Genomic DNA, 14,364 nt, shown 5'->3' on the forward strand with positions numbered 1-14,364 from the left:
GGCTTATTCCAAACAAGCAAAATGAAGGACATCAAATGCTCGATCGCCTGATGCATCGCTGCTGGCTGCGTGGAATTCGCCTATCTGAAGCCGAAGGTCAACTGGACATCGTCCCCGGGTCGCAAGGGGCTTTGACGGATGAACTTGAAGCTGAGCTCCGTTCGCAAGAGCACGAGGTGCTGCAATGGCTGGCCCTGCATCCCGATTATTTTGATGCGCGGCCACTGACCGACAATGAACAGGCGCTCTGGTTTCTTCAGCGGCTGGAACCCGACAGTTGTGCCTATAACCTTGCTTACGCAGGACGAATCAAGGCGCAGTTCGTAACGCAGGACTTGCCCCGGCGCCTACAAGACGCCTGGGCCACGATTCAGCGGCGTTACCCGGTGTTGAGCACGGCGTACGGTGAACGCAACGGCGACCTGGTGCAGTGGAGTCGTAGCGAAAATATCCAGCCGTTGCAGTGGGTGGCCTTGCAGGCGGCGGACACCGATACCTTGCAGCAATGCATCGCCGAACTGGCCGACCGGCCTTTCAATCTCCAGACCGGGGAAGTCAGCCGAGGCGTGGTGCTGAGCAACGCCCGGGACGGTCATACCGAGCTCACGCTGCTGCTGGTGATCCATCACATCGCTGCCGACCCGGCCACGTTCCATATCGTGCTCAACGAGCTGTTCGCACAGGTCGATGGGCAGCCGTTGCCTGCAATCAATCCTGATGCCTATCGCAACTACAACAGTGAGCTGCACGTGCGTAGCGAGGCGACTGAAGCTGCGGAGCTGGCATGGTGGCAGGCGCAACTGAGCGAAGCCCCGACGCTGGAGTTGCCGACGGATTTCGCCTTTGGCGGTAACCGCTCATTTGAAGGAATGGAGCTGCCGGTTCGCTTCGACCCCGCCACCACGACGCGGGCGAGGGCCCGGGCCCGCGAGTGGGGCGTGACGCCTTACGTCTGGTGGTTCTCGCTGTTTCAACAGTTTCTCGGGGTGTTGTCCGGGCAAGACGATTTTGTTCTGGGTACGGCCGGCGGTCTGCGCTTGCGACGCGAACACCTCAATTTGCCAGGTTATCTGGTCAACTCGCTGCCGGTTCGCTGTCGCTTGCAGCCAGACCTTTCAAGTCGTGACTGGGCCCGCGAGGTAGACGCCACCGTCAAGCAGGCCCTCGCGCACCGACACTACCCGTTTTCGCGCCTGGTCAAGCAGTTGAACCTCGAGCGTCAGGCGGGCAAGGCGCCGCTGTTCCAGCACATGTTCACGCTCAACAAGGAACGGACTGCGCCTTTTCATCAGTACGTAGATCCGGTGTTGTCGGAACAGCGTGGAGCGGCCCATGAACTGAACATGGTCGTGGTGGATGACGAAGAAGGTTTCCTCTGTCGGTGGCGTTACAGCAAGGCCTTGTACCGTCACGAAACAGTCCAGGGTTATTGTGACCAGTTCGTTGCGTTGGTCCACGCGGTCATCGAACAGCCGGACGTACCTTTTGCCCAGCTCGACTGGCTGCCGTCCGCGCACCAATCGATCCTCAGTGGCAAAGACATGCCGGTCCCGGTCAGCAACGCCTGGCAGGCGTTCGCCCAGCAGTGCGCCCACAAGTCTGAGTCGATTGCCCTGCAAGACGAACAAGGCACATTGAGCTATGCCGAACTGGGCCGAGCGGTGGTTGCCCGTGGCGAGCGCTTGCAGGCAGGCGCGAACCTGGAGGGTGCACGCATCGCGCTGTGCTTGCCCCGCAGCCGCGAACTGGTGATGCACATGCTCGCGGCCTGGCAGTGCGGCGCCACCTACCTGGCCCTCGATCCACAGTGGCCGCAGTCGCGTTTGCAGGACATCTGCGAGGATGCAACGCCCCGGGTCTGGGTGGGCGAGGGCCAGCGTCCCGAATGGCTGCCTGAACCGGTACGGTGGCTGTCGCTGCCAACTGCACCGTTGTCCAGCGAATCGCCATTGCGCGCAGCCGTGGCCGCAGACCTGCCGGCCTACGTCGTCTACACCTCAGGCTCCACCGGACGGCCAAAGGGCGTGGCGGTCAGCCAGGCCAACCTGATCCATTACGTGAGCGGCTGCCTTGTGCGCCTGGACCTGTCCGCCGATGCCAGCCTTGCAAGCCTGGCCAGTTGCGCCACCGACCTGGGGCACACGGCGTTGTTTGGCGCATTGCTCAGTGGTCGGCGCCTGCGCTTGCTGGCCGAGGAACTGGCCTTCGATGCCGAGGAGCTGGCTACGGTGCTTGAGCGCGAGCCCGTGGACCTGCTGAAAATCGTACCGTCGCACCTCAACGCCTTGCTGGTCGCCAATGATCCGCAGCGCTTGTTGCCGCGCCAGTGCCTGGTGACCGGCGGCGAGGCCCTGGGCCAGGAGCTGGTTTCGCGCTTGCGCGCATTGCAGCCGGACCTGCGCATCGTCAACCACTACGGCCCGAGTGAAACCACCGTCGGGGTGTTGACCCATGAGGTCGATATGAATGGCGCGGCGCCGCTGGGTCGACCACTGCCCAATGTCCAGGTCAGCGTCCGTTCCGCCGATGGTCGGCTGCTGCCAATAGGCGTGAGTGGCGAGCTCTGCGTGCAGGGCAAGACGGTTGCGCTGGGTTATCTCAGCGCGAGCGATGCCGACCGCGCCCGCTTCGGCGCCCATGGCTATCGCACTGGCGATCGGGTGCGGCTCAATCATCAAGGGCAGGTGGAGTTTCTCGGCCGGCTCGATGAGCAGCTCAAGATCCGCGGCTACCGGGTCGAGCCGGCGGAGGTCGCGGCACGACTGCGGGCGATGCCGCAGGTTAGCGATGTACAGGTGCTGAATAGTCCATTGCCGCTGACGGGGAACCGCCTGGTGGCGTTCCTGGTCGCGTCATCGGCCGCGCTGCCAGAGATTCAAGCTGCCCTGCAAGCGCAGCTGCCGGACTACATGCAACCGGCCCAGTGGCATTGTCTCGAGGGTTTCGCTTTGCTGCCCAACGGCAAGGTCGATCGCCGGGCATTGCTGCAACGGGCCGACCAGGCGCCGGCCCAAGCACCGGTGAAGACTTCCCTCGGTCAGCCTTTGGACGCGGTCGAAAGCGAACTGCTGGACATCTGGCGCGGGCTGCTCGGCAATTCCGACCTGGGGCCCGATGACAACTTCTTTGCCCTGGGCGGCGACTCGATCCTCGGCTTGCAGATCATTGCCCTGGCGCGCCAGCAGAACATCCTGATGACGCCCAAGCAGCTGTTCGCCGAACAGACCGTGCGGGCCTTGGCGCGAGTGGTGCAGACACCGCAGCGCAGTCTCGAACAGCGCTTGCTCGACATCGCTCGGGAGATTCTCAATAACCCCGAGCTGCGGGTCGATGACAATTTCTTCAGCGTTGGTGGCGACTCGATCCTGAGTCTGCAGATCATCGCCCGGGCCAAGCAGCAGGGCCTGAAACTCAAGCCCAAGCAGATTTTCGAGTTCCCGACCGTGCGCGGCTGGGCCGAACAGGTGGTTGACCTGGGCGCGACGAAAGAGGGTGCCAAGCCATCCGAGCTCGAGCCCACCAGCGCATTTGCCTTGACGCCAATCCAACAATGGTTCTTCGCCCAAGAGCAAAGCCAGCCCGGGTATTGGAACCAGTCGTTGCTGTTGGCGTTGGACCAGCCATTGGAACCGGCGCGGTTTACCCAGGCCGTGGGCGCGCTGTTGCAGCGTCACGCCAGCTTGCGTCTGATCTTCGAAGCCTCGGCGCAAGGCTGGCAACAACGCTATCAGGCGTTCTCTCCATCCCAGGTCGACGGGTTGTTCCATGTCGAGGAGCAACCCCTGAGCGAAGCGCTGTTGCAGCACTGGCAGCAAGGTTTCGATCTGGCAACGGCGCCGTTGATTCGCTGGGTGTATTTCTCCCAGAGCCGGGAGCTGCTGTGCACGGCGCATCACTTGCTCGTCGATGCAGTGTCGTGGCAGGTGCTGCTGGAAGAGCTGGAACGTCTCTACCTGCAACCGAACGTGGCGTTGCCGGCCGTCTCGGCGGGTTTCCATGTGTGGAGCGAGGCCCTGCAGCAGCACCGCCGCGAGCCCGCCGTACTGGCCCAGGTTGATTACTGGCACGAACAACTGCGCGCAGAAGGCGTCGTCCCCGAACAGGCCAATACCTACGGCGCAAGCCGCACGCTGGACACGCAACTCTCATCGGAGCAGACGCAGTTGTTGTTGGGCGACTGCCACGCGGCCTACGGCACCCAGGTCCAGGATTTGCTGGTAGCAGCTTTGGCCGGCGTCATCGGCCAGTGGCAGGGTCGCGAGCGCGTCACCCTTGAGCTGGAAAGCCATGGCCGCAGCGGCTGGGAGCAAGCCCCCGATTTGTCCCGCTCGATCGGTTGGCACACCAGCCGCTATCCACTGGCGGTCGACATTTCCTGGGATCTGGAACCCTCGATAATCGCGGCCAAGGAAGCCCTGCGCCGCGTACCCGAGCAAGGCATCGGCTACGGCCTGTTGCGCCAGGACCCGGCGCACGGCCTGGCTGCGGCCTCGCTGTTGACGTTCAACTACCTGGGGCGGGTCGATCAATGGATCGGCGCTTCACGCCTCTGGCGCCTGGCGCGACCGGTGTGTCCAGGCATGCGCGCCGAGAGCACGCGCCGCACGCATTGGCTGGACGTGACGGCGCTGGTCAACGAAGGGCAACTGCACGTGGAGTGGCGTTATGCGCCGCAGGTCCATGACCCGGCGCTGGTGAGCGAGTTGGCGCGGCAGTTCCAGCAGCGCCTCACAGCCTTGCTGGAACATTGCCAGGCGCCCTCGGTTGGCCGCGCCACGGCTTCGGATTTCGCCGACTCAGGCTTGTCCGACGATGAATTCCTGGGGCTGCTCGAACAACTCGAACAGTGAAACCTCTGCGTCCCCAAACATTACAGGTTCGGATACCGTCAGCATGAACGACAAGGTCAAAGCTCTTTCGCGCAATATCGAAGCTATTTACCCGCTGGCTCCCATGCAGCAAGGATTGCTGTTCCACAGCCTGATGCACCCGGGCAAGGGCATGTATCTGCTGCAGTACCGACACGTCATGGTCATGCCGAACCTCGACCTGGCGGCATTCCGTCAGGCCTGGGCGCAAGTGGTGGAACGCCATGAACTGCTGCGCACCTCCTTCGTCTGGAAGCAGCAGAAGCGCCCGATGCAAGTGGTGCACAAGCAGGTCGAACTGCCGATCACTTATGAGGATTGGTCGCACCTGAGCGAGGCCGAGCAGCACGCGCGCCTGGAGCAGTTGCTCAGCGCGGAACGCGCCGAAGGGCTGGACTTCACCAAGGCGCCGCTGATGCGGGTCAGGCTGTACAAGCTGGCGCCCGACACTTATCAGTTCGTACGCAGCTACCACCACATCCTGATGGATGCCTGGTGTTTCTCGATCATCATGATGGACTTCCTCAACGGCTACCGCGCCGCCCAGGAAGGCCGTCGATTGAACCTCCCGGCGCCCCGTCCCTATCGCGATTTCATTCGTTGGCTGGAAACCCAGAAGCCGGAAGATCACCAGGCCTTCTGGCAGCAACGCCTGGCGGGGTTCGACACGCCCAACGAATTCGGCTTCGGCCATGCCGGCCGCATCCAGGGCGCCAGTGAACCGGTCGAGGATTGTGTCGAGTTCCTGCAGCCTGAGCAGACCTTGGCACTGCAAAACGTTGCGGCGCAGCACGGCCTGACCCTTAACACGCTGGTCCAGGGTGCCTGGGCGCTTTTGCTGGCGCGCTACAGCGGCGATCGCGACCTGGTGTTCGGTATCACCGTCGCCGGTCGTCCGGTCCACCTGCAAGGTATGGAAAGTATCGTCGGCCTGTTCATCAACAGCTTGCCGCTGCGCTGGAGCTGGCGCCCGGATGACGCGCTCGGCCCGTGGCTGAAAGCCTTGCAGACCGAGAACCTGAGCCTGCGTGAACACGAGAGTGTGTCCCTGGCTGATATCCAGCGCTGGAGCGACGTCCAGCGCCAGGATCTGTTTCAGAGTCTGTTCGTGTTCGAGAACGCGCCCATCGCCGCCGACCTTCGCCAGGGGCAGCTGGACTACCTGATCAGCGACATGGCCAACCGTACCCACACCAATTACCCGATCACCGTGGTCATCGTGCCGGGCGAACGCCTGCACCTGCAACTGACCTACCAGACCGACTGGTTCCTGCGTGAAGAAGTCGAGCAGATGCTGCGGCACTTCCGTGCCCTGCTGTTGAACATGGGCCAGGCCCTGGGCGCGAACGCCGCAACGCCCTTGCACCAACTGGCGATGCTCGATGAAAGTGAAATCCGCCATCAGCACCAGGTCTGGGCTGGTGGGGGCCTGGCGGCCGACGAACAACTGCTGCAACCGTTGCTCATCGAACGCTTCCAGCAGCAGGTTCGCCAGGCTCCGCAGCGCGTTGCCATTGTGCATGGCGAGCACAGCCTGACCTTCGATCAGTTGAACCGCGCCGCCAACCGACTGGCCAGGCACCTGCGGGCACAGGTGGTGAGCAGCGACGATCTGATCGCGGTGTTCGATGAGCGCGGCCTGGACCTGGTGGTGATGATCGTCGCCACGCTCAAGGCCGGTGCCGGGTGGCTGCCGCTCGATCCACGCAACCCGGCCCAACGCCTGGCCCAGGTGCTGCGCCAGAGCCGCACGCCGTTGCTGGTGCACAGCGCGGGGCAGGGCGAGTTGGCCATGCAGGCACTGGATCTGCTCGAACAGCGGCCCAAGGCCGTGCGTTATGACCCCTCGGTGCTGAGCGGCTACAGCGATGAAAACCTGAACATCGCGGTACGCGGCGACTCGTTGGCCTATTGCATCTTCACTTCCGGCTCCACCGGCACGCCGAAGGGCGCCATGGTGGCCCAGGCGGGCATGCTCAACAATATTCTCGGCAAACTGCCGGGGCTGGGGCTCGATGCAAATGACGTGATCGCCCAGACCGCACCGCAGTGCTTCGACATCTCGGTCTGGCAAACCCTCGCGGGCCTGGTGCTGGGCGCTCGCACAGTGATTCTCGGTGACTGTGTGGTGCAGGACCCCGAGGCGCTGGCAACGGCCATCGGCCGGCACGGCGTCAGCATCCTCGAAGCGGTGCCGTCATTGATGCAAAGCCTGCTCGACGCCGGCCTCGAGACGTCGCCCCTGCGCTGGGTGCTCGCCACGGGTGAGGCCTTGCCGCCAGCCTTGGCCCGACGCTGGTTCGAGCGCTATCCGACAATCCCGCTGATGAACGCCTACGGTCCGGCCGAATGCTCCGATGACGTCGCCTTCCACCCGCTGCTGGAGCGCTTGCCGGAGCAACGCATCAACGTGCCGATCGGGCGCGCCACGCTGAACAATCGCCTGTATCTGCTCAATGCTGATCTGCAACCGATACCGGTTGGCGCAGTGGGCGAGATTTTCGTCGCCGGTGTCGGCGTCGGGCGCGGCTACATGGCCGACCCGGCGCGCACGGCGGCGGTGTTCCTGCCGGACCCGATTGCCAACGACGGTTCGCGCCTGTATCGCACCGGCGACCTGGCGCGCTTCCTGCCCAATGGCGATCTGGAATACGTCGGACGCACCGACCACCAGGTCAAGATTCGCGGGCACCGTATCGAACTGGACGAGATCGAAGCCTGCCTGACCCGTTACCCAGGGGTGCGGGAAGCGGTGGTGACGGCCCGCGACGACCAGCAGCGCTCCAAGGTGCTGGTGGCTTATGTCGTGGCCGAGGTCGCGTGCAGCATCGAGGCGTTGCGCGAGCATGTGCTGGGCAATCTCCCGGCCTACATGATCCCGAGTGCATTCGTGTTCCTGGAGCGTTTCCCGCTCAACGGCAACGGCAAGATCGATCGCAAATCCTTGCCCGCTCCGGATTTCGCCGCGCAAAGCCAGGCCCGCTATGTGGCACCCAGCAGCGCATTGCAAGGGCAGTTGGTGGAAGCCTGGCAAAGCGTACTCGGCCTCGGCCAGGTGGGTGTCGAGGATAACTTCTTCGAGCTCGGCGGCCATTCGCTGCTGGCCACCCAACTGATTGGCCTGATCGGCAAACTCACAGGCAAGGACTTGCCGTTGCGCGTGGTCTTCGAGCGTCCGACCATCACCGCCATGGCCGATTGGCTGGAAAGCCAGGCCGGTGCGGTAAAACCGTCGCCAACCCTGCTGCCACGACCGGAAAAGCTGCCGCTGTCGTTTGCCCAGCAACGTCTCTGGTTCTTGCAGCAACTCGATCCGCAGAGCCCGGCGTACAACCTGGCGGGCGCGGTACGCCTGACCGGCGAGTTGCATGTCGCTGATCTGCATGCGGCATTGCAAGCGGTAGTCGACCAGCACGAGGTGCTGCGCAGCGGCTTTGTCAGCGGGGCCGAAGGGCCGAGCCAGGTGCTCCTGGCGCAGACCGAAGTTGATTTGCCGGTGATCGATGTGGCGAGCGAGGAAGCGCTGCACGATCGGCTGCGTCAGGATGCAATGACCCCGTTTGCGCTGGAAGCGGCGCCGTTGCTGCGCGCCCGGCTGTATCGCCTGGCGCCGCAGGTGTTGGTCCTGTCGCTGAACTGCCATCACATCGTTGCCGATGGCTGGTCCCTGCAACTGATCATCGACGGTTTGTGCGAGCAGTATCGCAACCGCCGCCAGGGCCAGGCGACTCAACGTCTCGCCCCGGCGATGCAATATGCTGACTACGCCGTCTGGCAGCGCCAGTGGATGGGCAGCAAGGCGTGCGCGCAAGAGCTGGCTTACTGGCGCGAGCAACTGGCCGGTGAACTGCCGGTGCTCGACCTGGCGGCTGATTTTGCCCGGCCTGCCCAGGCCAGCCAGGCCGGAGGACGTGTCGAGCGACGCTTGCCCGAAGACCTGGCGGCCCGCCTGAAGGCTTTCAGCGCTCGCCACGGCTGGAGCAACTTCATCCCGATGCTGAGCGCTTTCCAGTTGCTGCTGCGCAGTCGCAGCGGTGAAGACGACATTCTGGTCGGTGTTCCAGCGGCCAACCGGCACCATGCGGTGTTGCAGCCTCTGGTCGGTTGCTTCGTCAACACGCTGGTGTACCGCCGGAAACTTTCCGGCGAGCGCAGCCTGCTGCAACTGATGAGCGAACTGCAGGCGCTGTCCGTGTCGGTCCAGTCCCATCAGGATCTGCCGTTCGATTACCTGATCGAACAGCTCGGCGTGGTTCGGCAGGTCAGCTACAACCCACTGTTCCAGGTCATGTTCAACTATTTCCCGGGCAATGCCCTGGAGCGTTTCGACCTCACCGACGTCATTGCCGAACCGCTGGACAACCGTCCGGACAGCGCGCTGTGCGACCTGCACCTGGATGTGCGCGACAGCGAGCACGGCATCACCCTGAGCTTGCAGTACAGCAGCGATCTGTTCCGTGAACAGACCGTGCAAGCGATGGCCGCACAGTACCTGGCGTTACTCGACGCCTTGATCGAGCAGTCCGATCAGCCGTTGGGTGAGCTGGCATGGCAGCCGGCCGAGCGGGATCTTGCACGGATTGATGGTCGTGCGGTGAAGGGGCATCAGGACATCCTCCAGGCCTTTGCGCTTCAGGTTGCCCGCCAGCCCGCCGCGATTGCCGTCGTCGCAGGCAATGAACAGCTGACCTACGCCGAACTGGATCAGGCCGCCGAGCGGCTGGCGGCGAAGTTGCAGGCCCAGGGCGTCGGTGTCGAAGACCGCGTTGCGCTGAGCCTGCCCCGCGACGCGCGCCTGCCGATGGCCATGTTGGCCGTGCTCAAGGCCGGCGCTGCGTATGTGCCTTTGGCCGAGGACACGCCACCGGAGCGTGGCCGCTACATTCTCCAAGCGGCCCGGCCCACGTTGTGCCTGGGCACGGCAGCGAGTCTCGGTGTGTTGGCGCAGTGGAACAGCGGCCTGCCGTTGCTCGACATTGAAGCCAGCGCTTCACCCGACACCTTCCATGCCGTGACCTGCGTCGCCGGTCAGCTCGCCTACGTGCTGTATACCTCGGGTTCCACCGGCCAGCCCAAAGGCGTGGCGATCAGCCGTGGCAACCTGATGAACCTGATGCTGGCGGTCGAGCAGGTCCTGCCGCTGACGGCCCGGGACCGGGTCCTGGCGCTGACCACAGCGACGTTCGACATTGCCATCGTCGAGTTGCTCCTGCCCCTGGCCCGAGGCGCCAGTATCCTGCTCGCCGATCGCGAACAGGCGCGGGACCCGCAGGCCATCGACCAGTTGTTGCTGTCCGGGCAACCCACCGTCATGCAGGCCACGCCGGCCACCTGGCGGATGCTGGTGGCGCATACCTGGCGCAGTTGGCAAGGCGTGCGTGCCATCTCCGGTGGCGAGGCCTTGCCGTGCGCATTGGCCGAAGCCATCGAGGGCAGGGGCGCCGAGGTCATCAATGGCTACGGGCCGACGGAAGCGACCGTCTACAGCACCTTTGAAGTGCGCAGCGGCAACGAAGCCGGCGCCGAGGTGCCGATCGGGCAACCGGTGGCCAATACCGCTGCGTACATTCTCGATGCCGACTTGCAACCCGTGGCCGCTGGTATTCCCGGTGAGCTGTACCTGGCCGGGGCCAACCTGGGCCGGGGTTATTTTGCCGCTGCGCGCCTGACCGCCGCGGCGTTCCTGCCGGATCCTTTCGTGGCCGGCGCGCGCATGTACCGTACCGGCGACCGGGTCAGGCGGAACAGCAGTGGCAGCCTCGATTACCTGGGACGCCTGGATTTCCAGGTCAAGCTGCGGGGTTTTCGCATCGAATTGGGCGAAATCGAAGCGCTGTTGTCTCGTATCCATGGGGTTCGCGAGGCGGCTGTCGTGTTGTTGGGCAGCGGTGAGTCGGCGCGCCTGGTGGGCTATTACGCTGGCGACGCGCTGGATGATGCGCTGCTGCGTGACACCCTTGGCGCTCAGTTGCCGGACTACATGCTGCCCAGTCAGTTTGTGCGTCTCGACACGCTGCCGTTGAGCCCGAGCGGCAAGGTTGACCGCAAGGCCTTGCCGGCACCGCAACAGCGTGACAGCCAGCATGGCGCGCTGGCGGGTGAGTGGGAACTGACCTTGGCCGAGCTCTGGAAGGAGCTGTTGGGATGCACCGAGGTTGGCGCCGACGATAACTTCTTTGCCTTGGGCGGACACTCGCTCCTGGCGGCGCGGCTGGTCGCGCGGATCGCCGAACAGCATGGCCGGCGCCTGCCATTGCGCAGCGTGTTCGAGCAACCACTGCTGCGTGACCTGGCCGCTACGCTGGCCCAGGCAAGCACCGAGGCCGACGGCATCCTGCGTGTTTTCGAAGAGCCCTTGGCACCGTTGCATTTCACCCAGCAACGCTTGTGGTTCCTTGATCGCCTGCAGGGCGATACTCAGGCCTATCACTTGTCCCTGGCCCTGCGCCTGGCTGGCAACCTGCAACCGGCCGTGCTGGAGCGGGCGCTGGCGCAACTGGTTGCCCGTCAACACAGCCTGCAAACGCTGTTCAGCGAAACAGCTGAGGGTGCGCGCCAGCGTGTCGAGGCCCTCGACGTCATGCCGCTGAGCTTCGAGCCACTGGAAAATGCTGAGCAATCGGGCGCTTTCACCCAAAAACTGAGCCATGAGGCGCAGCGTCCGTTCGACCTCACCGCGCCGCCGCTGTGGCGTGTGCGGGTGTACCAGGGCCACGACCGCAGCGTGTTGCAAGTGACCGTGCATCACATCATCGCTGATGCGCGCTCGCTGGAGATTCTCTTCAACGAACTGCAACTGATCTACCAGGCTTTGCTGGAAGGGCGCGACGCTTGCCTGCCAGCGCTGCCGCTGCAATTCTCCGATATCGCGGCCAGCTGGCAGAGCCCGGCCGGGCAGGCACGAATCGAAGCGCAGCTGGGGTATTGGCGTGACGCCCTGGCGGGCGAGCCGCCTGTGCTGAATCTGCCGACCGACCTGCCGCGGCCCGCCGAGCAGGGCTACAACGGCCAGCGGCTGCGCTTCAACCTGCCGACTGCGCTGGTCCAGCGCCTGCGCGAAACGGCACAACGCCACGGCCTGACCGCTTTCGCGCCGTTGCTGGCGGCCTGGAAAACCTTGTTGGCCAGGCACTCGGGACAGCGCGAAATCTGGGTCGGCCTGCCGGTCGCCCATCGCCATCAGGCCCACACGGATAACCTGATCGGTTACTTCGCCACCACCCAGGTCCTGCGCAGCCACATCGACCCGCAACAATCGGTCGAGCAGTTCTGGCAACAATTGCAAGCCACCCACCTGGCGGCACAACAGCATGCCGACGTGCCATTCGAGCGTTTGGTAGAAGCGTTGCAGGTGCGCCGCGATCTCAGCCACACGCCGCTGTTCCAGGCGTTGTTCAACCTGATTCAGCGGGATGCCAACGCAGCGCTCGAGCAGCGCTTCGCCGGGTTGCCGGCACAGCGCCTGAACGTCGAAAGCGCCAGCGCCCTGGTGGACATCGGCCTGCATATCGAGCAGCAGGGCGAGGATTGGCAATGCGTGCTGGAATACAACACCGAGCTGTTCCTGGCGCACACCGCGCAGCGTTACGCCGATGAGTTCCGTTACCTGCTCGAAGGCATGCTCGAGCAACCCGAGGCGCGCCTCTGGGACATCGACCTGGCGAATGCCGACCATGCGCTCGCCGAGCGGCCGTGGAACCGGCCCGGGCAATCCTTGACGGCCGCGGTGGACGTGATTGCCCGCTTCGAACGGCAAGCCGCCCTGACGCCTGAGGCGCTGGCTGTCGATTGCCAGGAGCAGCACCTGAACTACGCGCAACTCAACGCCATCAGCAATCGCTTGGCCCATTGGCTGCGTGCGCGCGATGTCGGCACTGATGATCTGGTTGCCGTTTGCTTGAGTCGCGGCCCGTGGTTGCTGCCAACCCTGTTGGCGATTCACAAGGCGGGCGCGGCGTACCTGCCGCTGGATCCGCAACACCCGAGCGAACGCCTGCGTTTCATCATCGATCACGCGCGTCCGGCCCTGGTGCTCAGTGAAAGCTTCTGTGCCGAGGCCTTGACCGGCGTCGATCACGTCCTGCTCGATCAACTGCCGCTGGACGCCAGCAGCGACGCCAACCTGACGTTGCCGGTGGACCCGCGGCAGCGCGCGTATGTGATCTACACCTCGGGCTCCACCGGTACCCCGAAAGGCGTGCAGGTGACCCGTGGCAACCTGAGCAATCTGTTGGCCGGTCTCGATCGCTTGCTGGCGCTTGGTGCCGGGGATGTCTGGCTCGCCAGCACTACGTACGCCTTCGATATGTGCAAGCCGGAGCTGTTCCTGCCGCTGGTCAACGGCGCCGCAATCCTGCTGGCGCGGCGCGAGCAGGTGGTCGATGGGCATCAGCTGTTCGCGCTGCTGCGGCGGGCCACGGTGTTCCAGGCGACACCGGCCGGTTGGCAGATCCTTCTGGAGACCGGCCAGGCTGACTGGCCGCCGTTGCGTGGGCTGATCGGTGGCGAGGCGGTGCCGGGTGAACTGGTGAACGAATTGCGCGGCCGAGGCGTGACGTTGATCAACGCCTATGGCCCGACGGAAACCACCGTCTGGTCGACCACCCAGGCGCTGCAAGACGTGCCGTCCGGCGTCGCCGACATCGGCGCGCCCTTGCTCAATACCCTCTGCTACGTGCTCGACGACATGCTCCGGCCGGTTCCGCTGGGCGCCACTGGCGAGCTGTATATCGCCGGCTCCGGGGTTACCCGTGGTTATCAGCACGCGCCCGCCATCACGGCGGCGGCGTACTTGCCCGACCCTTATGCCGGCGAACCCGGCAGCCGGATGTACCGCACCGGCGACCTGGTACGCCGCCGCAACGATGGGCGACTGGCCTATGTCGGTCGCGCTGATTTCCAGGTCAAGGTGCGCGGGTTCCGCATCGAACCGGGCGAAATCGAATCGCTGCTGCGTCGTTACCCAGGCGTCGAAGAAGCCGTGGTGATGATCGATTCGCGCAGCCAGAGCCTGTTCGCCTGGCTGCAAACGCCGGGACCGGTCGATCAGGCGGCGCTGCGTCGGTATCTCGATGGCGTGTTGCCGGGCTACATGATTCCGGCCGGCTTCATCGAACAACCGCGTTTTGCCCTCAACGCCAACGGCAAGATCGACCGCAAGGCACTGCCGGCACCGCAACCCTTGGCGATCCAGGGCGTGGCACCGCGCACTGAACTGGAACAGCAACTGGCGGACATCTGGCAGAACCTGCTCGAGTTGCCGCAAGTCGGTGTGTTCACCAGCTTCTTCGAGCTGGGCGGGCATTCGTTGTTGGCGATGCGTTTGATGACCCAGGTCGAAAGCCGCTTCGGCGTCAAGCTTGAGCTGCGCAGCTTGTTCCAGAACCCGACGATCGCCGCGCTCGCCGAGCAGATCGAAAAGCCCCAGGGGCCTTCGACCGACGAAGCCCTGGACGAAATGCAGCGCCTGTTATCAGAGATGGAAGAGTAAGGATGA

Annotated in this window: 2 protein-coding genes; both read left to right on the top strand. The window is 64.3% G+C overall.

The window, feature by feature from the left end:
- Positions 1–35 precede the first annotated feature (35 nt).
- Positions 36–4,850 (top strand): acyl carrier protein, encoded by a 4,815-nt coding sequence (locus tag ACE04F_RS08600; RefSeq protein WP_486105873.1) that lies wholly within the window; start codon positions 36–38, stop codon positions 4,848–4,850.
- Between the two features lie 43 nt (positions 4,851–4,893).
- The gene (locus tag ACE04F_RS08605) at positions 4,894–14,358 is read left to right on the top strand and encodes an amino acid adenylation domain-containing protein (protein WP_486105875.1); all 9,465 of its coding nucleotides are present in this window, start codon (positions 4,894–4,896) and stop codon (positions 14,356–14,358) included.
- The last annotated feature ends 6 nt before the right edge of the window (positions 14,359–14,364 follow it).

The sequence above is a fragment of the Pseudomonas sp. AGC41 genome (genome assembly GCF_057334555.1).

Coding starts and splice junctions, on each gene's coding strand:
- ACE04F_RS08600 (WP_486105873.1), top strand. CDS start 36: ATGCTCGATCGCCTGATGCATCGCTGCTGGCTGCGTGGAATTCGCCTA.
- ACE04F_RS08605 (WP_486105875.1), top strand. CDS start 4,894: ATGAACGACAAGGTCAAAGCTCTTTCGCGCAATATCGAAGCTATTTAC.